The sequence below is a fragment of the Natronosalvus caseinilyticus genome (assembly GCF_017357105.1).
Taxonomy (GTDB): Archaea; Halobacteriota; Halobacteria; order Halobacteriales; family Natrialbaceae; genus Natronosalvus; species Natronosalvus caseinilyticus.
In genome coordinates this window covers 986,457-1,013,330 of record NZ_CP071596.1, presented here as the reverse complement: position 1 = coordinate 1,013,330, position 26,874 = coordinate 986,457, and the positions used below count along the sequence as shown (strand labels likewise).

29 protein-coding genes and 2 tRNA genes are annotated in these 26,874 nt (G+C 64.0%); 17 read left to right on the top strand and 14 right to left on the bottom strand.

The annotated features are described in order from the left end of the window. Positions 1 to 5: 5 nt before the first annotated feature. Positions 6 to 1,070, bottom strand: coding sequence for a DUF7972 family membrane protein (locus J1N60_RS04910; protein WP_312911175.1), 1,065 nt, complete (start codon positions 1,068 to 1,070; stop codon positions 6 to 8). A 223-nt stretch (positions 1,071 to 1,293) separates the two neighbouring features. On the opposite strand from J1N60_RS04910, the gene J1N60_RS04905 reads away from it, so the two are divergent. Further along, complete coding sequence (locus J1N60_RS04905; protein WP_312911173.1) at positions 1,294 to 1,950, top strand: FxLYD domain-containing protein; 657 nt, start codon at positions 1,294 to 1,296, stop codon at positions 1,948 to 1,950. Positions 1,951 to 2,202: 252 nt separating this feature from the next. On the opposite strand, the gene J1N60_RS04900 is transcribed toward J1N60_RS04905, so the two are convergent. Continuing rightward, positions 2,203 to 3,045, bottom strand: coding sequence for a PspA/IM30 family protein (locus J1N60_RS04900; RefSeq protein WP_312911171.1), 843 nt, complete (start codon positions 3,043 to 3,045; stop codon positions 2,203 to 2,205). A gap of 147 nt (positions 3,046 to 3,192) precedes the next feature. Here J1N60_RS04900 and J1N60_RS04895 point away from each other — a divergent pair, with 147 nt between their 5' ends. The 3 genes from J1N60_RS04895 to J1N60_RS04885 all read left to right on the top strand — a co-directional run bounded on the left by J1N60_RS04895 (position 3,193) and on the right by J1N60_RS04885 (position 5,051). Further along, on the top strand, positions 3,193 to 3,579 hold the full coding sequence (locus J1N60_RS04895) for a dihydroneopterin aldolase family protein (RefSeq protein WP_312911170.1): 387 nt from the start codon (positions 3,193 to 3,195) through the stop codon (positions 3,577 to 3,579). Between the two features lie 178 nt (positions 3,580 to 3,757). After that, positions 3,758 to 4,288 (top strand): hypothetical protein, encoded by a 531-nt coding sequence (locus J1N60_RS04890; protein WP_312911169.1) that lies wholly within the window; start codon positions 3,758 to 3,760, stop codon positions 4,286 to 4,288. A 310-nt stretch (positions 4,289 to 4,598) separates the two neighbouring features. Then, on the top strand, positions 4,599 to 5,051 hold the full coding sequence (locus J1N60_RS04885) for a DUF5790 family protein (protein ID WP_312911167.1): 453 nt from the start codon (positions 4,599 to 4,601) through the stop codon (positions 5,049 to 5,051). A gap of 58 nt (positions 5,052 to 5,109) precedes the next feature. Here J1N60_RS04885 and J1N60_RS04880 read toward each other — a convergent pair whose 3' ends face one another. Beyond that, positions 5,110 to 5,847 (bottom strand): creatininase family protein, encoded by a 738-nt coding sequence (locus tag J1N60_RS04880; RefSeq protein ID WP_312911165.1) that lies wholly within the window; start codon positions 5,845 to 5,847, stop codon positions 5,110 to 5,112. Positions 5,848 to 5,974: 127 nt separating this feature from the next. On the opposite strand from J1N60_RS04880, the gene J1N60_RS04875 reads away from it, so the two are divergent. Beyond that, entirely contained in the window at positions 5,975 to 6,319 is a 345-nt protein-coding gene (locus J1N60_RS04875) for a DUF5789 family protein (RefSeq protein WP_312911164.1), read from the top strand. Between the two features lie 15 nt (positions 6,320 to 6,334). On the opposite strand, the gene J1N60_RS04870 is transcribed toward J1N60_RS04875, so the two are convergent. After that, complete coding sequence (locus J1N60_RS04870) at positions 6,335 to 8,263, bottom strand: ABC transporter ATP-binding protein (protein WP_312911162.1); 1,929 nt, start codon at positions 8,261 to 8,263, stop codon at positions 6,335 to 6,337. 162 nt (positions 8,264 to 8,425) lie between these two features. Next, a complete protein-coding gene (locus J1N60_RS04865) occupies positions 8,426 to 8,926 on the bottom strand; it encodes a DUF192 domain-containing protein (RefSeq protein WP_312911161.1) in 501 nt (166 codons plus the stop codon). A gap of 63 nt (positions 8,927 to 8,989) precedes the next feature. Between J1N60_RS04865 and J1N60_RS04860 the strand changes: the two genes are divergently transcribed. Beyond that, positions 8,990 to 9,063: transfer RNA gene (locus J1N60_RS04860), tRNA-Val, on the top strand. Positions 9,064 to 9,434: 371 nt separating this feature from the next. Here the strand turns inward: J1N60_RS04860 and J1N60_RS04855 are convergent. Then, positions 9,435 to 9,872: a DUF7344 domain-containing protein gene (locus J1N60_RS04855; protein WP_254159142.1), complete on the bottom strand. Its 438-nt coding sequence runs from the start codon at positions 9,870 to 9,872 to the stop codon at positions 9,435 to 9,437. Between the two features lie 465 nt (positions 9,873 to 10,337). Beyond that, positions 10,338 to 11,210, bottom strand: coding sequence for a DUF502 domain-containing protein (locus J1N60_RS04850; RefSeq protein WP_312911159.1), 873 nt, complete (start codon positions 11,208 to 11,210; stop codon positions 10,338 to 10,340). Positions 11,211 to 11,333: 123 nt separating this feature from the next. Here J1N60_RS04850 and J1N60_RS04845 point away from each other — a divergent pair. From J1N60_RS04845 to J1N60_RS04815, 7 genes are all read left to right on the top strand, one after another. Then, positions 11,334 to 11,407: transfer RNA gene (locus tag J1N60_RS04845), tRNA-Phe, on the top strand. Positions 11,408 to 11,645: 238 nt separating this feature from the next. Next, on the top strand, positions 11,646 to 12,506 hold the full coding sequence (locus J1N60_RS04840) for an aldo/keto reductase (protein ID WP_312911158.1): 861 nt from the start codon (positions 11,646 to 11,648) through the stop codon (positions 12,504 to 12,506). Positions 12,507 to 12,843: 337 nt separating this feature from the next. Continuing rightward, positions 12,844 to 13,770 carry a hypothetical protein gene (locus tag J1N60_RS04835; RefSeq protein ID WP_312911157.1) on the top strand — a complete coding sequence of 309 codons (927 nt, stop codon included), beginning with the start codon at positions 12,844 to 12,846 and terminating at the stop codon, positions 13,768 to 13,770. Between the two features lie 197 nt (positions 13,771 to 13,967). Then, on the top strand, positions 13,968 to 14,549 hold the full coding sequence (locus tag J1N60_RS04830; protein ID WP_312911156.1) for an OB-like fold-containing membrane protein: 582 nt from the start codon (positions 13,968 to 13,970) through the stop codon (positions 14,547 to 14,549). Next, positions 14,542 to 15,060 (top strand): metal-dependent hydrolase, encoded by a 519-nt coding sequence (locus J1N60_RS04825; RefSeq protein ID WP_312911155.1) that lies wholly within the window; start codon positions 14,542 to 14,544, stop codon positions 15,058 to 15,060. Before J1N60_RS04830 ends, J1N60_RS04825 begins: the two co-directional genes overlap by 8 nt. 405 nt (positions 15,061 to 15,465) lie before the next feature. Next, positions 15,466 to 15,984 (top strand): hypothetical protein, encoded by a 519-nt coding sequence (locus J1N60_RS04820; RefSeq protein WP_312911153.1) that lies wholly within the window; start codon positions 15,466 to 15,468, stop codon positions 15,982 to 15,984. Between the two features lie 39 nt (positions 15,985 to 16,023). Continuing rightward, positions 16,024 to 17,367, top strand: a complete 1,344-nt coding sequence (locus tag J1N60_RS04815; protein ID WP_312911151.1) for an asparagine synthase-related protein — start codon at positions 16,024 to 16,026, stop codon at positions 17,365 to 17,367. A gap of 20 nt (positions 17,368 to 17,387) precedes the next feature. Here J1N60_RS04815 and J1N60_RS04810 read toward each other — a convergent pair whose 3' ends face one another. After that, positions 17,388 to 18,734, bottom strand: coding sequence for a DUF2238 domain-containing protein (locus J1N60_RS04810; protein ID WP_312911149.1), 1,347 nt, complete (start codon positions 18,732 to 18,734; stop codon positions 17,388 to 17,390). A gap of 263 nt (positions 18,735 to 18,997) precedes the next feature. On the opposite strand from J1N60_RS04810, the gene J1N60_RS04805 reads away from it, so the two are divergent. Next, positions 18,998 to 19,540, top strand: a complete 543-nt coding sequence (locus J1N60_RS04805; protein ID WP_312911148.1) for a hypothetical protein — start codon at positions 18,998 to 19,000, stop codon at positions 19,538 to 19,540. 167 nt (positions 19,541 to 19,707) lie between these two features. Beyond that, positions 19,708 to 20,262, top strand: coding sequence for an NUDIX domain-containing protein (locus J1N60_RS04800; RefSeq protein ID WP_312911147.1), 555 nt, complete (start codon positions 19,708 to 19,710; stop codon positions 20,260 to 20,262). Positions 20,263 to 20,355: 93 nt separating this feature from the next. Here J1N60_RS04800 and J1N60_RS04795 read toward each other — a convergent pair whose 3' ends face one another. Further along, positions 20,356 to 21,153, bottom strand: a complete 798-nt coding sequence (locus tag J1N60_RS04795) for an alpha/beta fold hydrolase (RefSeq protein WP_312911146.1) — start codon at positions 21,151 to 21,153, stop codon at positions 20,356 to 20,358. Positions 21,154 to 21,688: 535 nt separating this feature from the next. Here J1N60_RS04795 and J1N60_RS04790 point away from each other — a divergent pair. Next, a complete protein-coding gene (locus J1N60_RS04790; protein WP_312911145.1) occupies positions 21,689 to 23,272 on the top strand; it encodes an AAA family ATPase in 1,584 nt (527 codons plus the stop codon). Positions 23,273 to 23,290: 18 nt separating this feature from the next. Here the strand turns inward: J1N60_RS04790 and J1N60_RS04785 are convergent, their stop codons facing one another. From J1N60_RS04785 to J1N60_RS04775, 3 genes are all read right to left on the bottom strand, one after another. Beyond that, positions 23,291 to 23,725: a hypothetical protein gene (locus J1N60_RS04785; RefSeq protein ID WP_312911144.1), complete on the bottom strand. Its 435-nt coding sequence runs from the start codon at positions 23,723 to 23,725 to the stop codon at positions 23,291 to 23,293. Positions 23,726 to 23,830: 105 nt separating this feature from the next. After that, the gene (locus J1N60_RS04780) at positions 23,831 to 24,310 is read right to left on the bottom strand and encodes a copper resistance protein CopD (RefSeq protein ID WP_312911142.1); all 480 of its coding nucleotides are present in this window, start codon (positions 24,308 to 24,310) and stop codon (positions 23,831 to 23,833) included. A gap of 58 nt (positions 24,311 to 24,368) precedes the next feature. Further along, the gene (locus tag J1N60_RS04775; RefSeq protein WP_312912535.1) at positions 24,369 to 24,920 is read right to left on the bottom strand and encodes a metal-dependent hydrolase; all 552 of its coding nucleotides are present in this window, start codon (positions 24,918 to 24,920) and stop codon (positions 24,369 to 24,371) included. Positions 24,921 to 25,062: 142 nt separating this feature from the next. On the opposite strand from J1N60_RS04775, the gene J1N60_RS04770 reads away from it, so the two are divergent. Then, positions 25,063 to 25,944: a hypothetical protein gene (locus J1N60_RS04770; RefSeq protein WP_312911140.1), complete on the top strand. Its 882-nt coding sequence runs from the start codon at positions 25,063 to 25,065 to the stop codon at positions 25,942 to 25,944. Positions 25,945 to 25,966: 22 nt separating this feature from the next. On the opposite strand, the gene J1N60_RS04765 is transcribed toward J1N60_RS04770, so the two are convergent. Both J1N60_RS04765 and J1N60_RS04760 read right to left on the bottom strand, forming a co-directional pair. After that, positions 25,967 to 26,446, bottom strand: a complete 480-nt coding sequence (locus J1N60_RS04765) for a deoxyuridine 5'-triphosphate nucleotidohydrolase (protein WP_312911138.1) — start codon at positions 26,444 to 26,446, stop codon at positions 25,967 to 25,969. A gap of 145 nt (positions 26,447 to 26,591) precedes the next feature. After that, entirely contained in the window at positions 26,592 to 26,798 is a 207-nt protein-coding gene (locus tag J1N60_RS04760; protein ID WP_254159118.1) for a dodecin family protein, read from the bottom strand. Between the last annotated feature and the right edge of the window lie 76 nt (positions 26,799 to 26,874).

The following is a 26,874-nucleotide window of genomic DNA, read 5'->3' as shown; positions in this document are numbered from 1 at the left end:
CGGCCTCATCTGGAGTCCAGTTCGGGTGTACACCGATCCGACGTCGATCCCGACTCGGACTCGAGAACCAGCGGCCCGATCGAGACCGTCCGCCGCGTGATCGTCGCCGTCCGCAGAATGTACGCCGTGAGCAGCGCGAGTGGGACGAAGACCACCGCGAGGAGGCCGCTCACGACCCACGGAAGCGCCGGCAACGCGATGACCGCCCCCGTCCGACCGGCGTACAGAAACCCGATCAGCAACGCCGACGTGATCGCCGGAACCCCGGTCAGGATCGTGAGCTGGGAAAAGCGGGTCAGCTCTCGCTGGAGGTACGTCGTTTTGATGTGTTCGCGGGCGACCGTGAACAACTCGAGGTCCGCGACGATCCGGTCGAGGGCCTCGCGAGCCGGCCGCGAGAGCGCCCCCTCGTGATGGCGACTGAGTCGCTTGGCGGTGTAAAGGTGTCTCGAGACGTCGTACTCGACGGCGACCGACACCGCATCGAACGTTTCGGTGTTCGATTTTTCGGCGTTCGATTCCGAGAGGAGCGTCTGGGCGCGTTCCGTGCTCGACTCGACGGCGCGGACGTACCGCCGAACGTCCTCCCGGGCGTCGCCCTCGAGGGTGTCCGCCTCGTCCTCGAGGGTGGTCGCTCTCCCGTGAATGGACGCGAACAGTTCCTCGAGAACGCGAGCCGGCGACGCCGGGGCGACCGGATCACCGATCGTCTTCGCGACCTCGGACCTGAAGGATTCGACGCCCTCGAGTCTATCCTCCGCCGCTCCGGCGGACGTGAACTCCTGTGAGAGGATGAGCTGGTTGATCGAGACGACGAGCGTGACCAGCGAGAACGTCCCGGCGACCATCCCACTGGCCAGTCGGGTGATCGAGTTGGCGTTGGCGAACGAGATGACGCCGAGCCAGTCCAGTCCCAGAAAGAACACGAACGTGCCGACCGAAATGCACGCGGCGACGAACAGCCGATCGCCGTCCACGAGCACCCACCGCTGAAAGCGGGCGAAAATGGTTGGTCGTCTCGAGGCCGATGCCTCGTCGGCTGTGGCTCTACTCGTCTCGTCACCGACCATAGTCGGCGTTCACCGGCCACGAGCAAAAGCGTCGTCGTTGCAAACGGCTGTCGTGGTCGCTCGGCGGACCGTCACGGTCGATCAGCGCCCGAAGTTGCGCCCTCGGGGAACTGCACACCAATCTGGGAACCGCCTCGAGCGCCAGTCGAGGTCGCCCCGTGGACACGCCCGTTCAGGTGCATGCCACAGACTAAACCCCATCGGCGTCGACGTGAAACCAGCGATGGCGACCATGGATCAGGACGGCGAGCGAACGAACTCGAGGTCGGCGAGGAGCAAGCGTAGCACGTACAACACAAACGACGAGCGATCGCACCGACAGCACCCGGACTGGCGGGACCCACCGACCGGGAGAAGCGAGTGGCCCGGCTCCTCGACGTCCCGGCGCGGCGCCCTCGCTGCCGTCGGGTCGATCGCCGGGATGGCGATCGCCGGGTGCCTCGGAACGGGGACGAGCCCGTCCTACGGCGGGACGGACGACGAGGAGGGAGCGGACACGGAGCGCGTCCCCGTCGACGTCGACGGCGAGGGTCGAACCGCCGAAGAGATGACCGCCGCCGCGGCACTCGCCGACGACGGCCCCGCCGACGGCGTCTCGCCGCTCGACGCGATCACCCTCATCGATCACGAGTTCGTCCTGGAAGACGGTTACCAGGGCTCGACCGTCCAGGGAACCCTCGAGAACGCGGGCAACGATCGATTGGCGCTCGTCGAAATCCGCGTCCGCGTCTACGACGACGCTGACGACCTGCTCGGCGCCTACTTCAGACACACGAACGACCTCGACAGCGGTAGCACGTGGGCGTTTACCGTGTACGTCCTCGAGTCGCCGGCCGACATCGCAGCGTACGACATTGCCGCACTCGGGACGCCGACGTGAACGTACAGCACGTTCGCTACCCGATGGCCGACGACGTCAGGGACCTGCCACTGGACGCTCGAGACTTGACAGTCGACATTCAAGACTCGAAAGCCAACACTCGACACTAGAGACCCGACAGCCGACATTCAAGACCCGACACTCACACTCGAGACCTGCTGTGACGAATCAGTGCGCCATCGAGCATCGATCGGAGAGACGAACCAGATGCAAGGAATCGGTTCGTCTCCTCACGTCAGGCTCGAAACCGCACTAGTTCTCCTCTTCTTCTTTCAACTCCGCGAGTTCAGACTCGACCTCGGCGTCGCTCACATCGGTCTCGGCTCCGGTTTCGGCCTCCGTCTCACCCTCGGCCTCGAGCTCCGCTGACGCCTCCGCCTCACCCTCCGTCGCCTCCTCGCCGCCCATCTCGGCTTTGAGCGTCTCGAGTTCGGCGTCGACACCGCTGTCGGTCGAGAGCGCCTCGAGTTCGCGGTCGATTCTGTCCTTATCGGAGAGGACGTCCTCGAACGCGCCCGACTCGTGGAGTTCGTCCATCGCGGCGGCGCGAGCCTCCATGTCCTCGGTCTTCTCCTCGGCGCGCTCGATCGCTCGGCCGACGTCCTCGAACTCCTCTCCCGTGGCGGTCATCGCCTCCGAGACCGTGGAACTTGCCTCGGCGGCCTCGTACCGGGCCTTCATCGTCTCCTTCTTCGTGCGGAACTCCTCGATGCGGCCCTGGAGCTCGTCTTTCTGCTCGATCAGCCGATCCTGCTGGTTCTGCAGGTCCGAGATCTGGCGCTCGAGTTCCTCGATCTGGTTCATCTTGGCCTTCTTCTTCTCGAGGGCCTTCCGGGCGAGGTCTTCCCGTCCCTGCTGGACCGCCGTTCGGGCCTGCCCGTTGTGCTTCTCGACGTTCTCCTCGAGGCGGCGTTTCTGCATCTCGAGGCGCTTTTTCTGCGTCGTCAGGTCGGCGATACCGCGTTTGACCTGCTGGAGCTGGTCGCGCATCTGTTCGTAGGAGTAATCGAGCGTCTGCGTCGGATCCTCCGAGCGGTCGAGGATCGCGTTGAGCTTCGACCGGATGATGTACGACGTCCGAGAGAGGATACCCATACGTACTACGTGTCGCTCCCGACTCTTAAAAACTTCACATCACCTACTCTTCGTGCGAGCCCGAGAGCAGTCGATCGTTCGGGCGATTCGCTCCTCGTCGTCACCGCGGACCGCAACGACCACAGGCCCGGATGCGAAAGTGAACGTATGCCTACCGACGACGCCGACGACGCCGGCGACTCGAGCGCCGCTCCCACGGACGCCCAGCAGGCCTGCTTCGAGGCCGGCATCAAGTTCGGCTCGCTCTACCACCAGTTCGCCGGCACTCCCATCAGCCTCGAGAGCGCCGACAGCCTCGCGCGAGCGATGGAGGAAGCGATCGAGAACCAGCCCCACTGCACCGACGTGACCGTCAATGTCCGGACGGACGTCCTCGAGGCCGCGCTCGAGGGGGGAGCCGCCGAGTACACCGAACTGACCGGCCGATTCCTCGAAGTCGAAATCGACGTCGCCTACGAGGGCGTCGAGGTCGTCACCAGGATGGCGATGGAGGACGGCTACCCGCTAATGCGCCTCGAGTCGGTGCGTCGGTGAGCCTCGAATCGGCGCATTTCGAGCGGACGCGCCTCGAGTCGATGAACCGATATCGCGTGCGATCGCTATAGACCCGTTAAATCCCGTGAACGGTCCCAAACGGAGGCGAACGGTCGCGAACCCCGCGGACGATGGTCGGCGTTTTTTACCTTTTCTGTGGTCGCCATCGACTGCAGCCATGTACTCAGACGAATCCGGTCGTTCGACGCTCGACCCGCGAATGGTGCAACGAGTGACGAAGCTGGGGCTCGCCTCGGCCGCGGTGGTCGTCGTGCTGTGGGTGGCGACGCTGTTGCCAGGTGCGGGCTGGCTCGTCCCCGGGACTTCGCTCACCGTCGCCGCCCTCCTGAGCGCCGTCGCGACGCTCGCCGTCGTCGGCCTCCTCCTGTTGCTCGCCCCGGCGCTGGCCGACCTCGTGAAGACGGGACTGCGAGACGCTCCCGAGGTCGCCGAGCGCGTCGCGTCCGTGACCCGGGTCGCGACCGTCCTCGCGGCCGTCCTCGTCGCCCATCGAGGACTAGCAGCGGCGATCACGCCGCTGCTGGGTGGGTTCGGATGGTTGTACGACGTAGTCTTCCTCCTCCTGGCGCTGCCGCTGCTCGTCGCCCTCGCGGTCGTCCTCTACGGCTCCCTTGAGCCGACCACCGACCTCTTCGCGACGAAGCTGGTTGGTTCGCGCGACGAGCAGTCGGGCCTCGAATCATCGTAGCATCTCGAGCCGATTTCCACTACCAGAACGGCCGACCGCAGAGCCATACCGACCAACCGCACGAGCCATCCCGGCCAACCGCACGAGCCATCCCGGCCAACCGCACGAGCCATCCCGGCCAACCGCACGAGCGACCACGGCTGATCGCACAAATCACCCCGGTCAACCGCACGGACCACCCCCGGCGTCAACACCGGTATCAACCGTTTCGAATCCGGGACGCCATTTTCCCTCGAGAGCCCTCGTTCACCGCATCTTCACTTTCACTTTCGGGCTATCTTTTAACCCCGGTGCCCGTGAAGTGGGCGTCATGAGCCAAGCCTCACTGGACGACGACGAACTGTTCGGGGAAGCCGCCTCCGAGATGCGCTCGGACGTCGAGTCCTCGCTCGCAGACGCCTGGGACGCCCTCCCCGACCCCGACGACATCTGGGAGACCGACGCCGAGAACGTCCTCGGCGTGCTCAACGGCCTCAAGTCCGCCCTCGACGTAGGCGACGCCGAAGACCACCTCCGCGACGCCAAGAAGTGGTACACGATGGGCGAACGGGCCGACGCGTTCGAGGACGCCGACGACCTCGAGGAAGAGATCGCCGACCTGGAGGAGGCCCTCGAGAACATCACCGACGCGGGCGAGCAGGTCGGCGAGCTCACGGCGACGATTCCGGCGCTTCGAGGGACGCTCGAGGATGCGGGGAGCGAGGAGGCTGACGACGAAGACGAGGACGAGGACGAAGCAGAAGCGGAAGAAGACGACGAATAACCCGACACCAGTTCACGTCCGAAACCCGAACCTCGACACTCGACAGCCACCGCCGACGCTACCGTCGCTCGGGACCCGATACGTCCCGCTCCGCAACCGCCTCGAGCAACCGCTCGAGGGCCGCTGCAGCTACCTCGAGTAGTTCCGCGCCCAGTTTCTCGTCGCCCGCCGTCGGATCGCCGACGACCCCGTTTTCGGTGAACTCCGCCGAATCAACCGCCAGGTTCGCGTAGCTGACCCACTCGCCCCAGCGCTCGGCGGCGCCAGCCTTCGCGTCCTCGACCCGGTCCTCCCTGACGAGATCGGGACAGCACTGGCGCAAGAGCGCCGTCTCGAGTGGTCCACCGTGGCCCATCTCGCTCGCGTGCTCGCCCACGGCCTCGAACCAGGTGAACGGGACCGCGTACGCGTCGTCGTGGCGGGTGATCGTCGCCGCGACCTCCCGCAGCGCGTCGACGTTCCCGCCGTGGCCGTTGACGATCACGACGCGGTCGAACCCGTGGTGGGCGAGGCTGTCGACCGATTCACGAACGTACGCCCGGAAGGTGTCGGGCGAGACCCACATCGTCCCCGGAAAGTGGCGGTGTTCCTCCGCGATGCCGACCGGAACCGCTGGGGCGCGGATCACTTCACGGTCGATCCGCTCGAGGGCGGCGTCCGCGACGGCCTCGGCAGTGAAGACGTCCGTCCCGAGCGGCGCGTGCGGGCCGTGCTGTTCGGTACTCCCCACCGGGAGCACGGCGAGGTCGGTCTCGCAGTCGGCGACGTCGGTCCAGGTAGCCTCCTCGAGGTGCATGGTCGCCACGAGGAGCGGTCGGGCCTTGTAGCCACCGCAACGCACGCTCCAGAGATTTTGTTGGCCCCCAGTGGAGCACGCGATGGCAGGGAAAACTGGTTTCCCGCGCGGTGATGGACGGGCACCCATGAGCGAAGATTCCCGCGAACTCGGCATCGAATTGGGGGCGCTCCAGGACGAACTCAAGGACCACGACTACCCCGTCTCACAGGACGAACTGCTCGAGAATCACGGCGACATCGAACTCGAGATGGGCGAGGAGACCGCGACGCTCGAGGAACTCATCGGGCCGCTGAACGAGGACGAGTACGGGTCCTACGAGGAGGTCGAACAGGCCGTCATGAACATGGTCGGCGACGAGGCGATCGGCCGGAAAAATTACAGCGATCGGACGCCGCCTGCACCCGGCGAGGAGCGACAGAAGGACAACCCCTCGGGCGAGGACGTCCAGTCCGAAGACGAATCCTTCTAAGGCTACCGCTACCGTTCAATCGCCGCCGCGACGCGCCTGTGTCCGCGCCGTTCGCTTCTGAGCGCGCTCGATGAACTCCTGGGGGAGTTCGTCGATTTCGCCCGCCTGCACGCCCCAGAGGTGGGCGTACAGTCCGTCGCTCTCGATCAACTCGTCGTGAGTGCCACGTTCGACGATTTCGCCACCCTCGAGGACGACGATCTGGTCGGCGTCCTTGATCGTCGAGAGGCGGTGCGCGATGGCGAACGTCGTTCGCTCTTCTGTGAGGTGGTCGATCGATCGCTGAATGAGCATCTCGGTCTCGGTGTCGACGTCGCTCGTCGCCTCGTCCAGGATGAGGATCTCGGGGTCCTTGAGGATCGCCCGCGCGATACACAGCCGCTGGCGCTGGCCGCCCGAGAGTTTGACGCCGCGCTCGCCGACCATCGTGTCGTAGCCGTCGGGCAGGTTCTGGATGAAGTCGTGTGCCTCGGCGGCTTTGGCGGCCTCGACGAGCTCCTCCTCGCTGGCGTCGAAGGTCCCGTAAGTGACGTTCTCCTTGACGGTTCCGTAGAAGAGGTACGACTGCTGACCGACGTACCCCATCGACTGGCGCAGACTCGGAAGGGAGACCTCGCGGATGTCCTGGTCGTCGATTCGGATGGCTCCGTCGTCGACGTCGTGGAGGCGCAACAGGAGCTTGAGGACGGTCGACTTCCCGGCCCCAGTCGGACCGACGAGAGCGATCGTCTCGCCGCCAGGGACGTCGAAGGAGATGTCGTCAACGATGATCTCCTCCTCGTCGTAGCTGAACGTCACGTCGTCGTACTCAACGCGGCCCTCGTCGATCTCGAGGTCGGGCGCGTCGACGTCGGTCTCGATGCGCCCCTGTTCGTCCATCAGCCCGAAGATGCGTTCGGCGGACGCCTCCGCTCGCTGGTACATATTGATGATCTGTCCGAACTGGGCCATCGGCCAGACGAGTTGCTGGGTGAGCAGGATGAACGTCGCGAACTCGCCGACGCCAAGGTCTCCGGAGAAGGGGCCCGGCGCGCCATTGAACACCCAGTAACCGCCGACGAGGAACGTCAGGACGAAGCCGATGCCCGAGATGATCTGGAGCCCGGGGAAGAACTTGATCCGGATGGTAATCGCCCCCCAGTTCGTGTCGTAGTACTTCCGGGAGACGTCCTCGACGCGCCCAGATTCGTAGTTCTCGGTGTTGTCGGCCTTGATCACCTGGATGCCCCCGAGGTTGTTCTCGAGGCGGGAGTTGACTTCTCCGACGCTCGAGCGCACCGCGGCGTACTTCGGCTGGATCTTCTTGACGAAGATGTAGGTGAAGACCGCGATCAGGGGCACGGGAGCCATCGAGACGAGGGCCAGTTGTGGATTGATCGTCAGCAGCACCGCAGCGATCCCGAGGACCATAACCCCGAGTCGGAACGCCGAGTTGAGTCCGTCGTTGAGAAATCGCTCGAGCTGGTTGACGTCGTTCGAGAGAATCGACATCATCTCCCCGGTCTGCTTGTCGGCGAAGAACTCCATGTCGAGGCGCTGCATCTTGTCGTAGGTGTCCGTCCGCACGTCGTGCTGGATGTCCTGTGCGAACGCGTTGAACCCCCAGTTGCGAAGCCAGTGAAACGCCGCGCCGATCGTAAACGAGAGGGCGATGATGACGACCGTCAGGGTGAACTGATCGGCTTGCTCAGTCGGCAACCACTCGTTCGGAACGAACCGTAGGTCGAAGGGGCGGTCCTGCAGAAATATCGCGTCGATCGCCAGTCCGAGCAAAATCGGTGGAATCAGATCGAGCAAACGGGCGAAAACGCTCGCGGTAATCCCGGACGTGACCGAGACCCAGTACGGCCGGCCGTACTCGAACACCAGCCGTTGCATGGGATTCTCGATCTTCTCCCGTTGCTCTTGGAATGGGTCGTCCTCGTCCCAGTCAACACTACTCATTGCACTGGCTGAGTGGACGGTCAGCAATAAACGTTGCCTACGAATCGAAATATATCCAGATCGCAACCCGTTAGCTCCGGAACGTGTTGCCGGAAGTCACCGTTCGCACTCGCGACAATCGTTCGTTACCGCCGATTCACCGTCGTCGAAAACGGAAGCGCGTCAGTCTTCGAGGTCAATCTCGACCTCGTCACCGACCTCGAGATTCGACTCGTTGGCCGTGCCGCGTGGCACTTCGAGGACCCACTTCGCCTCGCCGGAGTATCGGAGGTCCTCGCCGTCCTCGCCGGCCTCTGGCGCTCGTGCGTGGTGGATTTCGGTGATTTCGCGGTCGGCCCCGATGAAGATGATGTCGATGTCGAAGTCCATCTCACGCATGACGTACGTTCGGTCGTCCTCGTCGCTGTAGACGAACAGCATTCCCGTGCCGTTCTCGAGGGAGTCGTGGTCGCTGAGACCGGTGTAGCGCTGTTCGTAGGTGTCGGCCACCTCGACGTCGACGGCGAGTTTGGTGGTCCCGTCCCCGTCCACGACACGCACGTCGCCGCTATCGTGAGTCCACGGCGCGGGGAGGATCGAGAGCTGGACGAGTCCGTAGCCGACCGCGAGCACGACGACCACGACGACGAGCGCAGACCAGACGCGCCTGTAGGACTGTCGCATCCGGATTCGTCTTCGACTCGAGAAAGTAAAGGTTATTCGCACGGGCCCGCTCTGGTCGGATACGGGCTCGTGGTCTAGCTGGTTATGACGCGGCCTTTACAAGGCCGAGGTCGGTGGTTCGAACCCGCCCGAGCCCATTTCTGGAACGAACGACAGTGAGTCACAGAACTGTACGCGAGGGCGGTTCGAACGAGAGAAGTCGCAGCGCTCGAGCGAACGCGAGAGCGACCGTCTTCGCGTTGTTCGAACCCGCCCGAGCCCATCTCAATGGCTCGAGCCCATCCCAATAGCTCGAGTTGCTGCCCACTACAGACCGACCTTCGAGCGGCGGGCGCGACATCGAGACCACGCACGAGAGAGGCGACGAGCGGACTCGAAGAACTTGACCTCAACCGGTTACGACTCGAGACCCAGGAAAATCGTCGAAACGATGTGAGAAGAAAAACGGATCACCGGACACACGAAAACTCCCCCCGAGACGACGCACCGAACGCTGGAACCCGTGCAGTCAGGACTTGAGGCGCTGACGAAGCGACCCGAGCAACCCGTCGCCGCGTTCGACCTCGAGGGCGTCGTGGAGCCGTGAGTTCTCGGGTTCGTCCTTGATCACCACCCTGAGATACGGCTCGAGCTGTTCGAAGTTCTCGGCGAGGATGACCGTGTGGTTGTCCTCGTCGTGGTCGACCACGCCGGCGTCGGCGAGCTTCGGAACGTGACACTGAACCGAGGACACGTACACGCTCTTGTACTCGTTTTTCGCGACCTCGTCGGGGTGCACGTCGTGCTCCCAGCCAGCGACTTCTTCGGCCAGTTTCGATAACTCGATGGGCACCGTGCGGCCGCGAAGCGCGTAGAGGAGGTACCGACGACGGCGGTTGGCGAGCAACTCCAGAATTACGTCCGCCGTGAGTTGCTCGTCTGCCTCACTCGAGGGAAGCGCTTCCATACCAGATCATAGGTGAGCGGCGCTGAAAAGGGTGTCTTGAATATCCGAAATTCCAACATACGCCGGCGTAATGGTCGACTATCGGAATCGATGAGTCTACCGACGCTCGAGGGGTCGAGGGATCGAGCGGTGGGGGTGACGAAATTGGCCGGGTCGCCCAGCAGCGATCCGGTCGCTACACGAGTGACCGGAGTAACCGCAGCGGAAACGTGATGATCGCGATGACGAGGCTAATCGCTTCCCGGACGAACGAGCGAAGGGTGCCAAGCATTGCTACTGTGCGTACCACGGCCCTCGACCTACGAACGGGGGTTGTGTGTGCAAGGTGTTCAGGTCCCTCCGGCGTCCTCACGTCGTCGACGTCCTCACGTCGTCGATTCTCTGGGGGCGAACGTCGACGGTCAATTGCCGTCGTCGTCGTCGAATGCCGGGATGACCACCGGCACAGTGGCACCGATTTTGCCGTCAGTTACCGGATTCGCCGTCGTCGTCGACGGAGCCGTCGTCAGCGACGGTGCCATCGTCGGCGGTAATCGCGTCTTGAAGTCGGTCGATGTCCGTGACCTTCTCGAGATCTCCCATGGTGACCGGGGTCGGATCGCTGGCGGATTCGCCGGTGGCGACGCCGCTCGTGAGGATGCTCCGGACGCCCTCCTCGATCGTCATGTCGACGTCCATAACGCGGCTTCGCGGGACGTGCGTCAGGAAGCCACCAGTTACTGGATTCGGCGCGAGCGGGATGAACAGCGTGACCATCTCGTCGTGGCCGGTGACGTCCGCGATCGTCTCCGGCGACGTGCTCGTCTCGAAGCCGATCACGTAGATGTCGTCGTCGAAACACTGGACGAGTTTGATCTCCTGGAAGTTCTCCGCCTCGTTGTCGAGCATGACGTCGCCCATGCGACGAAAGCTCTTGTAGACGGTTCCGAACCCGGGAATAGCGGCGATAGCGAGGTCGACCATCTCGATAGCCCGTTCGCCGTAGCGGTGGCGACCGATCGATCCGACGACGATGACGATCCCTAACAGGAGCGCGAGAGTGATGAGTTCCGTGAGAAAGCCGATAATGTAGGGGTAGAGCCCCATCTGGACGAGCGCACCGACGAGTTCCGTGCGTCGGAACCAGTCGATGATCCCGAACCACTGCAGGAGTTCGATGAACGGCACTAACGCGTTGGTGATGAACTCGAGGACGATCTGTAAAACGTAGAGGGTAATGACGAGCGGAACGATGATCGCGATACCGGTCATCAACACGTCGAGCGTTCCTTCGTAGAGAGACTTGCCAGCTTCTCTGGGAGAGGCCGGTGCCCCATCGGGCGAGTCTGGAATCGCCATTGCGTTTCGAAAGGATACCTCGGTGAAAGAGGTTGTCGTTCGTGGCGCTATCCACCGCTCCTCCGTCGTCGCTCGAGCGGCATTCGAAATCCTTTTTTATATCATCGCCGGAGGTATGAGTGAGCCGCCTTAGCTCAGACTGGGAGAGCACTCGACTGAAGATCGAGCTGTCCCCGGTTCAAATCCGGGAGGCGGCACTTCTCTCGCGAACAACCCGTGAGCGAGAGAAATCCATCCGATCGGATTTGAATCAGGGAGGAGCTTTGCTCCGACCGTGGTTCAAATCCGGGAGGCGACGTTCCTTTTCCACTCGTATCAGAAGCGGTTCTCACTCGAGCAGCTCCCACGTTCGACAGGTCATGACACAATCCCGGCGCCGAGAACACGGCAAATGACCGCCCAACGGTTATCCCACCGTGGACCAGAGACGTCGACGTGAGTAGTAACTCGATCGCAAACGAGAGCGATACGTTCGAGATCGGCAATTCGACCGTCCACCGTCTCGGGTTCGGCGCGATGCGTCTCTGCGGCGACGACATCGTGGGCCCGCCGGTGGACGAGGAGGCCGCCCGCGAGGTCGTCCAGCGCGCCGTCGACTGCGGCGTCGACTTCGTCGACACGGCGGACTCTTACGGCCCCGGCGTTAGCGAGCGACTCGTCGGTGAGGTACTCGGCGACCGCGACGACGTACTCGTCGCGACCAAGGCGGGGCTGCTCCGCAACCGCGAGGGTGACTGGATCGCCCACGGTGATCCGGATTACATTCGCAACCAGGTGCTCACGTCGCTCGATCGGCTCGGGACCGACACCATCGACCTCTATCAGTTCCACCGACCGGACGACGACACGCCGTTCGAAGACTCCGTGGCGGCCTTCGCCGAACTCAAAGACGAGGGGCTCGTTCGCGAGGTCGGCCTCAGTAACGTCTCCACGGAACAGCTCGACCAGGCGCGCGAACAGGTCGAGGTCGCCACCGTCCAGAACCGATACAACGTGAACGACCGCTCGTCGGCGGACGTCCTCGAGGTCTGTGCCGAGAACGACATCGGGTTCATCCCGTGGGCACCGATCGACGGCGACGATCTCGAGGCTCACGACGACCTCCTCGACGAAATCGCGGCGGAGCACGACGCCACGCGGCGTCAGGTCGCGCTGGCGTGGTTGCTCGAGCGAGCCGACGTCATCCTTCCGATCCCCGGCACGTCGAATCCGGATCACGTCGAGTCGAACGTCGCAGCTTCGCAGCTCTCGCTCGCGGACGACGACGTACGGCGGCTGACCGAGGCGGCCAATTAGGCGTCCCAATGAGTACTGGCGGGTGGCCTGTCGGCGAGCGCCCTCGTCTCTCGAGTCGGAGAGACGGACAGTTTCGAGAATGAATCGTTTCGTGAGAGACAACCGTTCGAGACGGTACGGAGAGTTCCTCTCTGTGGCGAATTTTGTAAGTTGACAGATCGGCAAACGAGTGGGAATTCGTGAAATTATAGAAGTGAAACAGTACGTGAATTGCTTAATCGTCCGATAGTAAACACTCGAGCGCCAGAATCCGTAGGCACCTCCCCGCAAGGGGATGGGGACGAAGCGTGTCGACGGAGACAGATTCGAAGACGATTCCACACCTTCACCACTAACCATGTCTGACGAACCCAAGCAACGTCGAACGGTCCTGAAAGCACTCGCAGCATCGGGAACGATCGCTGCCATCGGCGGCGTAACGAACGCACAGATCAACGGCGACGACGAGAACGAGACCGACGAAGATTACGACGAGGACGGCGAGACGATCGAGGACGGCGAAGAGGTCGATGAAGAGGAAAGCGATAGCGATAGCGACGATACTGGCGACGGTGACGACGGCGACGAAGAAACGACCGACGACACGACGACTGGCGGCGCGACGCTATCCGTCGACTCCTCGAAGCCGGGTGCGACGACGACGTACACGTTCCGCGTGACGGTCGGCGACGATACCGACGGGGATTCCCTGAACGACCTGGTCTGTGACCTGGAGGGAACCGACGTCGGGTTGTTCAACGTCGACGATGCGAAGGTAGACGTCACGCACAACGGCGACAGCGTCGTCGACGACCTGGACGAGATTGCTGCCGACGACAGCAAGACGGTCGCGCTCAACTTCGGCGGCAGCTACTCGCTCGAGGCGGGCGACCGGATCTGCGTCACGGTCGAGTGTGTCGTGAACCCCGACGATGAGGGGACCTACGAGGCGTCTGTTATCGTGAACAGCCAGAGTGCGGCCGAGACGTACTCGGTGTCGGTTACGATCGGCGACGAGTGTCCTGGCGACGACGAGGGAGATTCCGGTGGCGACAGCGACGACGGAGACGACGGCAACGATGACGACAGCGATGACAGCGACGATGACGACAGCGATGACAGCGACGATGACGACAGCGACGACGCCAACGAAGACTACGACGAGGACGGCGAGACGATCGAAGACGGCGAAGAGGTAGATGAAGACGACGATGACGACGATGACGACGATGACGACGATGACGGCGATGACGGCGATGACGGCGACGACAACGACAGCGACTAATCCAGCACGACCCGAGCGGACGAAGATCGGACGGTAACCGAAGAAAGCGCACCGTCGCCGCTGAACCGGCCAGGTCGGTTCGAATCCCCGGCGCGGGCGCGTCGTTTCACTGTCATCTCTCGTCTTGAATCACGTCGAAAGCGACGAGAGTGGCCAGGGAAGAAAACACGTATCGACGCCCGAGCGAAACGGGTACCATGGCAGAGCTACACGGCCAGCTCGGTCGCGTTCTCGCCGGGCTCGTTCTCCTCGCCCTCCTGGTCGGCTGTTTGCTCCTAGCAGGTGCGACGTCCGACGAACTCCTGGAAAGCGAGCGTCCAGACCAGATGGACGTGCGCCAAGACCGGGCGGCCTACGTCGGCGAGCAGGTCGTCATCGGCGGCTTCGTCGTCGAAACCGACCCCGTCGTCGTCGCGACGCTCGCCAGCGGTCACGGCCGCTTCACGTTCGTGGACGTCGACGACCGGTTGCTGGACACCGACGAACCGCTCGAGGTAAACGATCGCGTGAACGCGTTCGGAACCCTCGAGGACGAGTCGACCCTCGTGGTCGAACGGGCGGTGACGCGCGAATCGTCCGATAGCGGCTACCTGTACGGCGTTTCGGTGGTGGGCGGGCTCTGGATCATCGGCCGACTCGTTCGGCAGTGGCGTTTCGACCGGACGGCGTTCGCGTTCGTACCGCGAGGGAGCGCGTCCGACAGCCGTCCGTCTGATGGCCGCCCGTCAGACATCCATCACGCCCATAACACTGGGGACGACGGTGATCACCGTGGCTGATCTGCTCACGCACCTGCTGGTCGGGTACAGCATCGGCACGCTCCTCTCGCTTCGATACGAGCGGCTCCGTCCGGCACACGTCTCGCTCGTCATGGTTGGCGCCGCGAGTCCGGATCTGAACCGGATCGAACTGGTCGCTTCGGACGGGTTTGTCGCGGGCGTGTTCGGACTCCCGTTTTCGTGGGAGCCGTTGCACACTCTCGTCGGATCCGCGCTCGTGACCGGTCTTCTCGTTCTGCTGGTGGCGCCGGATCATCGCAAACGAGTCCTCGCGCTGGTGGCCGTCGGCGTCGTCTCTCACCACCTTCTCGACATCCTGCTGATCACCCCGACGGGCCAGTCCTACGCCGTCTTCTGGCCGATCCTCGAGTATCGGATTCCGTCTGGGGATCTCTATCAGAGTACCGACCGGTGGCCGGTCCTCGCATCCGGGTCGTGTGCTACGCTCCTGTGGGCGGTTCGTCGGCGCCGCGACAGTGCCGCTTCAGAGTCGGAGACGCCACCCGACTGAGGTGTCGGTACGCGCGCGATTCGAGACGTGGTCGACCGCCGCGAGAGGGTTCGGGCGTGGCTCGAGGCGACGAGCGCCGATCGGTGTCGGTCGGGAACGCGACGGCGAGCGGCGCGTCCAGTCCGCCTATCGTCGTCTCTCCTGGGAGCGTTAGATCGGTCAGAAATTCTCGACTCGAGCCAGAGCCGGCCGAACGTGACGAGTCATCGAACACGATTCGACGACCGGCAGACGCTCGTCTACCACGACAGAATCGTGGGACCGAAGAGCGAACGCCGTCCGTGGCGTGACGCGACTTCGAGACACCGTCTCGGATAGTTGCCGTTACCGAGACAGTATGTACCGGTTCATAAGTCTCGAAACCGACGAAACCACTATGTACGGGTCCATTGAGGACTCGTCTCAATGGTCGGATTACTCGGCACGGTTGGGCGTCTCTCGAGGGAAACGACGGAACCCGAGGACGTACTCGAGTGGAGGGGAGACGAAGCAACGACTTCGTACACCGACGGGCGGGTCTCGGTTACCGCCGTCTCCCACCCGCTCGAGGCGGAGCCACAACCGGCGTGGACCGACGGCGGCAACGTCGCCATCTGGCTGTGGGGGCCGGTGTGGGGATTCGAGACACCGGGTGGCGAGTACCGGCTCCCGGACGATACGGCTGCTGCGTACTGTTCGACGCTGTACGAGGAGTTCGGACTGACGTTCGTGTCGGGGCTGAACGGAAATTTCGCCGGGCTGGTCTACGACCAGCGCGCCGACGAGGTCACGTTCTTTACCGATCGGCTCGGAACGCATCCGCTCTACGTGATCAAGGTGGACGACGGGATCGTCTTCTCCTCGGACATTCAGCAACTCGAAACGCACCCGGCGGTCGACGTCGAGTTCGACCTCGAGTACCTCGCGGAATACTTTAGCCTGTAGCGATCGTTCGTCGTCAAAACGCCTCTTCGAGGCGTCGAGATGCTACAACCGGGCTCGCTGACGACCGTTTCAACGGACGACGGCGATGACGACCGCACCGTCAATCGGTACTGGCGGCCGGTCCACCGACCATCGGATCGATCGCACTCGTACTACGCCGACCGGCTCGCGGCACTGATCGAGCGAGCGGCCGCGGAGCGCACGGACGAGACGACCGAGTACGGTCTGCTGTTGAGCGGCGGGAGCGACTCGCGGCTCACGCTCGCCGCGCTCGAGAGCGTCGGCTGCTCGGCGAATACGTATCACATAAACGACTGGGTGAACGACGAGGCGGAAGTGGCGAAACGGGCGGCCCAAGCCGTCGACGCCGAGTTCACGTTCCTCCAGCGCGACGAAGGGTATCAGGCGCGGTCACTGGCGTCGACGCCGTCCGTGTCGACGTTCGGCGGCTACTTCAATCAGAGCCACGCCGTCGGCTTCGAGGAGCGACTCAGATCCGACGTGGACGTGTTGTTCACCGGGCACTATGGGGACATGCTGTTCAAGGGAAACCACCTCCCGAAGCCGCCCGTCGACCTCGGACCGCTGGGCTCGTTCGAACTCCCGATGGAATCGGCGTGCGAGACCGTCGAGGAGTTCGTCGAGCATCGTACCGACGAGGCACCGGCGTACCTCGACGACGCGCTCGATCGGTCGATTCACGACCTTTACCGGTCGAACGTGACCCAGCGTGGCGACCGAATCGTCGATCACGGCGTCGAGTTCGAGTCCCTCAGGGAGGCGGTGCTCTGCAGCCGCTGTCCGCTCACGAACGGTACCTCTCACTTCTTCTACTACGGAACCGAGCAGCTGCTACCCTCCGGAACGCTGTTTCTGGACAATCGCCTCATCGACCTCTTCCTCGAGATTCCGATCGAGTCGCTCGTCCGTGGCAACCTCATCAACCGAGCGATCGATCGCCTCTCGCCGGAGCTCGCCGCGATTCCACACGGGGAGACCGGCGTCGCGCTCAAACACCCGTTCGAGGTGCACTGGCTGGGAAGTCTCGCGACCTCGTTCAAGCGCAACCAGCTGCCGTCGTCGACGCCCAGTGCTCGATCGACACACGGCCCATGGCCGAACCACGCCGAACTCATCCGATCGCATCCGTTCGTGCGGGAGACAATCGACGAACACGAGCCGCTCATTCGCGCTCTCCCGTTCCTGAGCTGGGAGAAGGTCAACGAGTGTTACGAGGCGCACCTGTTGGGCGAGAATAACGTCTCGGCGCTGTACACACTAATCACGTTCCTCGAGATGCCAGTCACGAAACGCGTCGCCAAACAACAGACGACAACGACCACGGACACACCGCGTGTGACGTCACGGGAGCTGGTGGAGTGAGTCGTCCGTCGGTCTATCGCTCACTCTCGAGCCTCGAGGCGGTCGGCGAGTCGGTAGGAGACGTCGGTGAGGTACACCCATCCCCAGACGGCGACGAGGACGGCGCCGACGAGGTCGTATAACAGGTCCCCGACCGTGTCGGTGATTCCGTGCTGGGCGAGCACCATCGTGTACCCCGACCACCGACCGATCAGCCCGAGGGCGAACTCCATGAGTTCCCAGACGACGCCGAACGCCAGGACGAAGATGAGGATGAAGACGAACAGCATCCGGTTGGGCAGGTAGACCGAGTCCGTGTGGAGGTCGATCGCTCGAACGACGGCGTAACCCGTGCCGGCGACGATAGACGCCGAGAGAGCGTGCGTCAGGCTGTCCCACTGCCCGAGGAGCCCGTAGAGCCCCGCCGATCCGAGCGCGTGGAGCAAGACCGCTCCCGTGATCCAGACCACGAGTTCCGGCTCGAGTGGCGTGCGGTAGTTTCGCTCGAGGATCGCCGGGAGGGTGGTGATCGCGAGCGCGATGCCCGCATTGGCGATGGTCGTCACGTCGCGCGCGAAGAGGCCGTAGAGGAGGACGGCGACCAGGGCCGCCTGGAGGAGCCAGGCCACGCGCCTGACCGTTCGTTCGGGGACGTCGAATCGCCCTCGAATCAGCGACGGCGTGCTGTCGGGTTCCTCGCCACGGTCCGGACTCGAGCGGTCGTCAGGCGCTCCGGAGGATTCCTCGCCGTGATCGGCGCTCGAGCGGTCGTCAGGCGCTCCGGAGGAGTCCCCGTCGCCCGACAGCGGCGACGCCTGCACCGGGTATCGATTGAAGAGGATTCCGGCGAGCAATCCGGCGACTGCGGCGTAGACAAAGTCCATCATCATCGCGTGGTTGGCCGCGTCCTCGGAACGGCCCGTGAGAATGTAGGACGTCTCGAGCGTCACGTCGGAGAGCCAGAGCACGACGTTCCAGGTCGCGGCGACCGCGAGCGTCGTGAGGACGACCAGGGCAATCGAGAACGTGCGAGTCATCCGAACGGCCGTGAATCGGTCGATTTCGGCGACGGCCACGAGCGCGACAGCGGCGACGGCGACGTAAGTAGCGATCGACGTCAGGAACGTCTCGTCGAGAACCGTCGCGTCGACGACGGGAATCGCGACGAGCACCAGCAGTTCCCAGGACGGCATCGCGAACGGGTTCCGGCGCGCTGCGGCGGGCAGGAGGACGATCACGATTGCGAGTCCCGTGAAGACGAACCACCGGTACGACGACTCGAGGGCGTGAACGGTGGCGAGCACGGCGAGGAGGCCGACGACGAGCCAGCCGAGCGCCGCGTTTCGACGAGAAGGGTCGAAGGGGTCGTCGGAGCGAGTCTCCTGCATAGCACTCCGTACGTGATCGACCGACAAAACGTCGCATCCGGAATAGTATGCGTGCCTGTCTGGCGACTCGGTACGCCTACGCTGGTTGTACCGGGTCAGTTCGGTGTACCGACATCGCCGAGCGCACTGGCGTCGTCGTTCTTCTGAGTGCAGGGAGTGGGCGTGCGACCACTCGAGGGACACCGTCGGTGGATCGCCTCGATTGAAGTAAAATTGTCACTGTAAGGGTCTCCCGCCATACGTCTCGAGCCCCAATAGGGAGCATGAAGCTCGCACACGTCACGCTCTTCGAGGACTTCGGCACCCGTTCGGTCACGATTCACGGGCTCATGGTCGTCGCGTTCGTCAACGCGATCCTGGCCGGCCTGTTCGTCGAGGGACAGGTGGGGCTCGTCTCGTTCGTCGCGCTCCTCAACGTCACCGCCGGGTTGTGGGTCGCACACTCGATTCACTCGCTCGGCAACGTTGCGGCCGGCGACGAGTACAACGGCATCCTGAACGAGTTTTTCGACGTCGGCGACGGCGACGCCGACCAGGGATTCGACACCGGCCGATTCGGACGGCTGCTCGGACTGATCGCGGTGGTGACGGCCGTCTCTTTGCTGACCTCGGCGCAGGCCCTCTCGGGACCGGTGCTCTCGATCGCCGTCGTCGCCCTCGGTGGGATCGCACTCGTGACTGCGATCATCGGCTTCCTCATCGCGCTCGGGGCGTCCTACGACGGCGCCCAGCGGCAGACGGCCGCGAACGTGGAGCGGTACACGGAGGCGACCGACGTCGACGGTGGGCACACCACCGACCAGTGAGATCCACCGTGTCGCGTGATCGGGCACCACAGATGCACTGGTGAGACGAGGGCGCTCACGTTCCACGCGTTGCTCTTGCCCGTGTACGGCACTCGAGACGATCGCTTTCGGTGAAGTGCTCGTCGTCCGGCAAACACTCTTGTCGCCACCCCCTCATTCGCGTTCGTATGGGCAACGAACCGCCGACGTTCTGTCACTACTGCGGTGAAGAACTGACGCCAGTCGACCCGCCGACGGTCCATCGTTGTGCCGCCTGCGGGGAGCACGTTTTCTACAACCCCAGCCCCTGTTCGCGGGTCGCGGTCGTCGACGGTGAATCGATCCTGCTCGTGAAGGTCGACCTCCCGGAGCGCGACATGTGGGGGACGCCGGGTGGCATGGTCGAGGCGGGCGAGGATCCGGACGAAGCGGGCGCTCGAGAACTGGCGGAGGAGACGACGCTCACCGTCGATCCGGACGACCTCGTGTTGTTCGACGTTCGAACGTTCGCGAAGTTCGAGACGGTCCACAAGACGTACCTCGTCTACGCGGTCGACGTCGCGGACGTCCACGGTACGCCGCGAGCCGACGACGAGGTGGCCGCCGCCCGGTTCTGGACGCCGGCCGAACTCGAGGCCGCTCGAGACGAACTCCTCACCAGCTGGCCGACCGAGTACCGGGACCTGCGGTGGTGGGTGGACAGTGCGCGGGCGGCCCTGGACCGGGGCCGGGACCGGTCGTAGATGTGTGGGTCGGACGACGAGACAGGGTGGCGAGGGAAGACAGCGAGGCAGGGTAGCGAGATAGAACGGCGAAACAGGACGACGATCGCTCAATTACCCGTGCCGAGAGAGAAACGCCTGTAGCTCCGCGAAGGCCGCTTCGTACTCGTCGCGAAAGACGCAGTGGCCGGCGCCGGGAACGTGGACCAGTCGCCCGTTCGACAGCGCCGCGGCCGCCTCGAGGTCTCGCACTCGACGGGGAGTCCCGGCGTCGGCCTTCAGCACCAGCGTCGGACAGGTGGTCCCCGCGAACGCGTCCTCGAGGAGCGGGTACCCGGTACGGGCGATTTCGGCGCTGTGAGGGTGAAACTCCTCGCGAGCGACGGCGAGGCGCCGGGCGAGGGGTTTGTCGAGATCGTCGAACGCCGCCATTCGTTCCTCGAGGGACTGACTCATCCACTCGGCACACCGCTCCTCGACGACGGCGACCCGTTCGTCGGGGCCGAGATCGGGATCGCCGTACATCCCGGCGGGGTCCTCGAGGACGATCGCTCGCGCCAGGTCGGGGTGGGTCGCGGCCGCCCACGCGACGGTCGAGCCGCCCATGGAGTGGCCGAGCAAGAGCGGGCGCTCGAGGCCGAGTTCGTCGACGAGGCCGCGAAGGTCGGCCACCCGGTCCTCGATCCCGTACCCGGTTTCGGGCGCGTCGGATCGGCCGTGGCCGCGCGCGTCGTACGTGATCACCTCGTAGCCATCCGCGGCGAGCCCCGCCGCGAGCCGTTCCCAGCAGCGGCCGGTGTCGTAGAAGCCGTGCGCCAGCACTATCGGCTCGCCCTCGCCGGTTCGATAGTACTGGAGGTCGACACCGTTCGTTCGAACGGTTCCCGTCGACCAGCCGTCCGGAAGGTCCATGGAATCCCCGACAGGCGGCGACGAGAAAAACGGTCCGACTGTCGGCGCACGAGCTGACGTCCCGAGGGTACTGAACGTCGTTCGCCCGAGCGATGCCGCTCGAGACGCGCCCCGGTCGAACGGCTCACCAGGACACCTCGGGAGCGAACGCCGGTTCCACGCGAAGAAGGGGTATCGGCGATCGATTCGGACGGCAAATCGATCCGAACTGGTCGCCCGAGATCGAGCGATATCGAGATCTCGAAGCGCCGGTCGAGACAAAACCGGCCCGAATAGCCCAGTATGTGCCGATAAGAGCAGGCAGAGATTTTAGTCACGTGTCGATCGACGAGACAGAAAGTACCACGCCGAGGAACGTCACCTGGATTGAAGGGAAGCGTTTATTAGGTATGTGTTCCTTTGGTTCGTTTGCATCAACTGGACGCCGGAGAATACGCGCTGTACTCAAATCGCCACTTGATCGGGGATTTATGCCATCTACAGGCCGTTTTGGGTCGAGCGCTCCACACGAAATGAGGGGGTATGCGTACGACGAATGTCAGACGAGAAATCAGATACCACGGATTCGGGCCGTTCGGGCGATCGAGAGTTGCCGGCTGGCTTCATGGCAGACCTCGAGAGCGCCACCGAGGGCGAGGAGTCGAATCAGGGGCTGTTCGACGACCTGCTCAGCGGCGAACCGATTTTCGAGAACAAGGAAGTGCTGCGACCGTCGTACACGCCCCACGAACTGCCCCATCGAAGCGACCAGATCAACAAGATGGCGACGATTCTCGTCGCGGCCCTTCGCGGGGAGACTCCGTCGAACATCCTGATCTACGGGAAAACCGGGACCGGCAAGACCGCGAGCGCGAAGTTCGTCAGCAAGGAACTCGAGAGCACCTCCCAGAAGTACAGCGTCCCGTGTGACGTCGAGTACATCAACTGCGAGGTCACCGACACGCAGTACCGCGTGCTCGCCCAGCTCGCCAACAAGTTCATCGAGGAGAATGAGGCGCGAATCGACGAGCGAATCGAGGAACTGGAGTCGATGCGGGCGGCGCTCGAGGAGACAAATGACGAGATGGACGATGACGGCGTCGACGGGTCGGACGAAGACGACGTCGACTGGACGAACGAGAACTCGAGCGAGACGGAAGCCGAAGCGTCACCAGCCCTCGAGGACGAACCGCTCGACTCCATCGAAGACGTGAACGAGGAGATCGACTCGCTCGAGGCCGACCGCGAGGAGTTCGAGGAAGTGCCGATGACCGGCTGGCCGACCGACCGCGTCTACAGCGTCTTCTTCGACGCCGTCGACTACTCCGAACGCGTCGTCGTCATCATGCTCGACGAGATCGACAAACTGGTCGAGAAGTCGGGCGATGACACGCTCTACAACCTCTCGCGGATGAACTCGGAACTCACCAACTCGCGGGTGTCGATCATCGGCATCTCGAACGACCTGAAGTTCACGGACTTCCTCGATCCACGCGTCAAGTCCAGTCTCGGGGAAGAGGAGATCGTCTTCCCACCCTACGACGCCAACCAGCTCCGGGACATCCTCCAGCACCGTTCGGAGGTCGCGTTCAAGGGAGACGCCCTGTCTGCGGACGTCATCCCGCTGTGTGCGGCCTTCGCCGCCCAGGAACACGGCGACGCCCGACGCGCGCTCGACTTGCTCCGAACCGCAGGCGAACTCGCCGAGCGCTCCCAGGCCGAGACGATCGTCGAAGAACACGTCCGCCAGGCCCAGGACAAGATCGAACTCGACCGCGTGGTCGAGGTCGTCCGCACCCTCCCGACCCAGAGCAAACTCGTCCTCTTCGCGATCATCTCCCTCGAGAAAAACGGCGTTCACAGCATCAACACCGGCGAGGTGTTCAACATCTACAAGCGCCTGTGCGACGAGATCGACGCCGACATCCTGACCCAGCGACGGGTCACCGACCTCATCAGCGAACTCGACATGCTCGGCATCGTCAACGCCGTCGTCGTCTCGAAGGGGCGGTACGGCCGCACCAAAGAAATTAGCCTCTCGGTCCCGCTCGAGGAGACCGAGGCGGTCCTCATTTCGGACTCCCGACTCTCCGACATCGACGACGTCCAGCCGTTCGTGCAGGCACGCTTCGAGAACTAGTACTAGTACTGGCTCACGCTACTGGACCGGTTCTTGCCCTTCGATACGCGCCCAGCCGATCGCGTCCAGAACGATCACGTGGTCGCCGTGTTTGACGTAGACGCCGTTGTACTCGCCATCGCGCCCGTCGTAGTACGGGAACGAACGGCGAATCGCGTCGACGATTTCCCAGGAGCCGTCGCGCTCGAGCGTGACGTGTTCCCACTCCTCGCGGGCGTCGTTGCGGACCGCGCGACGGATCGCTCGCGAGACGCCGGGTAGGCGACGGAGTTGGCGGCTCGAGCTATCGACGACGGTCGCGTTGCGGGGGACGTCGTCGACGATTCGCGCTCCGACGTCGGCCTTCGACCGGGCGTCGGGGTCGCGCCTTCCGGCGGATCGAAGGAGATAGCCAGCGGCGGCCGCGGAGCCAACGAAGAGAAGCGACACGGCCACGTCCTTTCCTCTAATCATTATGAAGCTACCTAACAGTAACCGACTAAGTATCTTTCGGCAAGAACTCACGTGCCTGACATCTTTAGCAGAAGCCGCATCGAGGATAGACGGCGGCAGACGGTGCTACAGGACGTAGACAGCGCCCGAGGTGATGACGCCGCCGATGGCGAGCAAGAGCAGACCGACGACCGCTCCGGCCCGGAACAGCGGAAGCGCACGCTGGGCCGGTTCGCGGAGCTTCTTGCCGTTGAGTCCCGATTCGAGGCGCTTCGCACCGACCTCGACCAAGGCGGCGAGGAGCAACCAGCAGACGACCATGAGCACGACGAGCCGCCCGTTCGGCGAGGAGAGCAGACTCGGTTTGCCGACGCCGTCGAACGAGTAGCCGGTCCCGGCGAGGTGCCCGCCAGTGAGCAAGAGTGCGACCGCGCTCACGCGCGAAATCGTCGTGAGTCGAGTCGTGATTCCCTCAAGCGGTTTCGTCGTGTTGAACGCGCCGTCTCGAGCCAGCGGCAACACCACGAACGCGACGTAGAAGACGCTCCCGGCCCAGATTGCGGCGAACAGCAGGTGGGCGATCCGGGAGGCGATGTCCACGAGCATGTTCGCCCGGTCGCCGACCGACCGTATCAGCGTTGCGACTCGTCGGCGTCGACGACAGTCACTCGATCCAGTCCGGGACCCACTCGACCAGTCGGCGTCTGCAGAGCGCGTATGCGAGGGAGACGACCACGCCGGTGACGATCAGCCATCGAACCGGGCCCGAGAAGGCGACGAGCGCGGAAACGGCCAGCATCGTCGCGAGGAGGGCGTCCTCCGGTGCACCGTCGTACCGGATCAGCCGTCGCGGTCGAATCCACGCCCCTCGAGCGTGGTCGTAGACGGCGCGCTCGCTCGGGTTTCGCCAGGGATCCATCTCCGGACCCCCACCCAGGGCGTCGCTGACGGCGTGGACCCAGGCGCTGACGACGCACGCTGCGAGAGCAGCCGTACTCGCCGAAGGCACGACCGCCGCGAGTCCGACGGCCAAACCGGCGGCGACGACTCCGAAGGCGGGGAAGTGCAACGTCTTCCGGTGGCTCAACACGAGGTCGACGTCCGGGAGGAGGCCGCCAACGATTGCGCCGATGGCGAGCGGCGTCGCGAGTTCCGGAACGACGACGGCCGCAGGGGTCACGAGGGCGAGCCCGACGAAGACGTGCGTCGTGGCCATCATGCTCGGACGGAAGGGTCCGGCGCGTAAAAAGAGCGACCACCGTCGACCTGCTCGTTCCTCCGGTATGGAGACCATACGCTCACCCGACGTGAGAGTAGTGCGTCGATAGTAATCACTGGGAAGGGAGTATCGCCAGCACATGACCCTCATCGGAGACGGACAGTTCGTCGTACAGGACTTTACGTTCGACGCCTACGAACGACTGCTCCAGACCCTGAACGAACGGGGGTACGAGACGTACTCCGTGGCGTCGTTTCTCGAGGCGGAGACGGTCTCCGAACGGTACGCAATCGTTCGCCACGACGTCGACCGGCGACCGAGTATCGCCCGCTCGATGGCTCACCTCGAGGCCGAGTACGGCATCGAGGCGACCTACTACCTCCGGACGTCGACGTTCAGTCCCGAGTTCGCTCGCGCCCTCGTGGACCTCGGCCACGAGGTCGGCTACCACTACGAGGACCTCGCACGGGCGAGGGGAAATCGGGAGCTCGCCTACGAAGCGTTCGAGCGAAACCTCGAGCGGTTTCGCGCCCACGTCGACGTGACGACGGCGTGTTCACACGGCAGTCCGCTCTCGCCTCACCTCAACACCGACATGTGGGACGAGGCCCGCCCGCCCGAACAGTACGGACTCGTCGGGACCGCCTACGGAACGATCGAAACGGACGACGCGGATCCGCGGAAGCCGACGTACGTCTCGGACACCGGTCGCCACTGGGGTATCGTCGACCCGACCGTCGGCCGCGTCGACACCACCGACGACCTCGTCGAGCTGCTCGAGTCGGGCGCCTGTCCGCGGCTGTACGTCCTTGCACACCCGAGTCGGTGGGCGCGCTCGCGCGGCGAGTTCGTCGAGCGAGTGAGCTGGGACGTCGCCGCCGAGGCCGGAAAACGAGCCGTGGTGCCGCTCCACCGGGCGCAAGGGCGCGTACGCTCGGCTGCCGACGAAGCGATTCGGGCGATGAGTCGGCCGGTGACGATGTCGAGAAACGCGCTCGGAATGACGACCAGGAAACGGTGATTGGTGCCGAAGACCCTCTCGATCAGAGATTCTCGCCCTGGTAGCTCCCGTCGTACGTCTCGTCGTGGTCGGCCTGCGCGAAGACGAGCTGGGCGATCCGCGCCCCGCGCTCGAGTTCGACGTCGTGGTGGACCTGCAAGAGCCCCTCGCCGCGACCCTCGTAGCCCGCGTCCCAGACGGCCGTGTTGAGCATACACGAGTTTCGCATGAGCGACGACCGCGGGTAGACGAACCCGACGTGACCGTCAGGTACCCGAATCCGCTCGCCGTACCGCACGATGTAGGAGCCGACCGGCAGGTAGTACCTGTCGGGGTCCTTGCGCTCGAGTTCCTCGAGCGGACGGGCGACCCGGTCACCGATCTCCTTGCCGTCACGGGTTATCCGGCCCGGCTCGAGCTGGTCGAAGACGACGTCGACGGTGAGGTCCACGCCGTTGGGCTGTACCTGTTCGTCGATCACCGGCGAGACGTGCTCGGCGACGAACGCACCAGAACGGAACATAGTATCGAAGAGGCGGTGGCGGTGAGAAAAACGTGTCGCGTCGCGATGGCCGGTCGTTCGACTCTCGTCAGCGTTCGGTTCGTCTGGCCGCCAACCGGCCGTCCCGTCTCGAGGCGTCGGCGGACGACGCACCCCTCGAGTGCGACTACGAGTGCTCGACCGGGAACGCGATCTCAGTCGTCGCCTTGTACTCCACGATTTCGCCGTCCTCGACGTTGGCCGTCCAGTTTTCGACGTTGATACCGGAGATGTCGTCGACCGTCTGACTCGCCTCGCGGAACGCTTCTCGAGCGGCTTCTTCCCAGGACTCCTCTGACGTACCCATCACGCGGATTACTTTGACTGCCGTCATGGCACCCGTCGTACTACCGTCGCACTGATAATGCCTACTCGCCCTCGCGATGACGGTCACGCCAGGTGACTCGTCT

Coding starts and splice junctions, on each gene's coding strand:
- J1N60_RS04910 (WP_312911175.1), bottom strand. CDS start 1,070: ATGGTCGGTGACGAGACGAGTAGAGCCACAGCCGACGAGGCATCGGCC.
- J1N60_RS04905 (WP_312911173.1), top strand. CDS start 1,294: ATGGCGACCATGGATCAGGACGGCGAGCGAACGAACTCGAGGTCGGCG.
- J1N60_RS04900 (WP_312911171.1), bottom strand. CDS start 3,045: ATGGGTATCCTCTCTCGGACGTCGTACATCATCCGGTCGAAGCTCAAC.
- J1N60_RS04895 (WP_312911170.1), top strand. CDS start 3,193: ATGCCTACCGACGACGCCGACGACGCCGGCGACTCGAGCGCCGCTCCC.
- J1N60_RS04890 (WP_312911169.1), top strand. CDS start 3,758: ATGTACTCAGACGAATCCGGTCGTTCGACGCTCGACCCGCGAATGGTG.
- J1N60_RS04885 (WP_312911167.1), top strand. CDS start 4,599: ATGAGCCAAGCCTCACTGGACGACGACGAACTGTTCGGGGAAGCCGCC.
- J1N60_RS04880 (WP_312911165.1), bottom strand. CDS start 5,847: ATGCACCTCGAGGAGGCTACCTGGACCGACGTCGCCGACTGCGAGACC.
- J1N60_RS04875 (WP_312911164.1), top strand. CDS start 5,975: ATGAGCGAAGATTCCCGCGAACTCGGCATCGAATTGGGGGCGCTCCAG.
- J1N60_RS04870 (WP_312911162.1), bottom strand. CDS start 8,263: ATGAGTAGTGTTGACTGGGACGAGGACGACCCATTCCAAGAGCAACGG.
- J1N60_RS04865 (WP_312911161.1), bottom strand. CDS start 8,926: ATGCGACAGTCCTACAGGCGCGTCTGGTCTGCGCTCGTCGTCGTGGTC.
- J1N60_RS04855 (WP_254159142.1), bottom strand. CDS start 9,872: ATGGAAGCGCTTCCCTCGAGTGAGGCAGACGAGCAACTCACGGCGGAC.
- J1N60_RS04850 (WP_312911159.1), bottom strand. CDS start 11,210: ATGGCGATTCCAGACTCGCCCGATGGGGCACCGGCCTCTCCCAGAGAA.
- J1N60_RS04835 (WP_312911157.1), top strand. CDS start 12,844: ATGTCTGACGAACCCAAGCAACGTCGAACGGTCCTGAAAGCACTCGCA.
- J1N60_RS04830 (WP_312911156.1), top strand. CDS start 13,968: ATGGCAGAGCTACACGGCCAGCTCGGTCGCGTTCTCGCCGGGCTCGTT.
- J1N60_RS04820 (WP_312911153.1), top strand. CDS start 15,466: ATGGTCGGATTACTCGGCACGGTTGGGCGTCTCTCGAGGGAAACGACG.
- J1N60_RS04815 (WP_312911151.1), top strand. CDS start 16,024: ATGCTACAACCGGGCTCGCTGACGACCGTTTCAACGGACGACGGCGAT.
- J1N60_RS04810 (WP_312911149.1), bottom strand. CDS start 18,734: ATGCAGGAGACTCGCTCCGACGACCCCTTCGACCCTTCTCGTCGAAAC.
- J1N60_RS04805 (WP_312911148.1), top strand. CDS start 18,998: ATGAAGCTCGCACACGTCACGCTCTTCGAGGACTTCGGCACCCGTTCG.
- J1N60_RS04800 (WP_312911147.1), top strand. CDS start 19,708: ATGGGCAACGAACCGCCGACGTTCTGTCACTACTGCGGTGAAGAACTG.
- J1N60_RS04795 (WP_312911146.1), bottom strand. CDS start 21,153: ATGGACCTTCCGGACGGCTGGTCGACGGGAACCGTTCGAACGAACGGT.
- J1N60_RS04790 (WP_312911145.1), top strand. CDS start 21,689: ATGTCAGACGAGAAATCAGATACCACGGATTCGGGCCGTTCGGGCGAT.
- J1N60_RS04785 (WP_312911144.1), bottom strand. CDS start 23,725: ATGATTAGAGGAAAGGACGTGGCCGTGTCGCTTCTCTTCGTTGGCTCC.
- J1N60_RS04780 (WP_312911142.1), bottom strand. CDS start 24,310: ATGCTCGTGGACATCGCCTCCCGGATCGCCCACCTGCTGTTCGCCGCA.
- J1N60_RS04775 (WP_312912535.1), bottom strand. CDS start 24,920: ATGGCCACGACGCACGTCTTCGTCGGGCTCGCCCTCGTGACCCCTGCG.
- J1N60_RS04770 (WP_312911140.1), top strand. CDS start 25,063: ATGACCCTCATCGGAGACGGACAGTTCGTCGTACAGGACTTTACGTTC.
- J1N60_RS04765 (WP_312911138.1), bottom strand. CDS start 26,446: ATGTTCCGTTCTGGTGCGTTCGTCGCCGAGCACGTCTCGCCGGTGATC.
- J1N60_RS04760 (WP_254159118.1), bottom strand. CDS start 26,798: ATGACGGCAGTCAAAGTAATCCGCGTGATGGGTACGTCAGAGGAGTCC.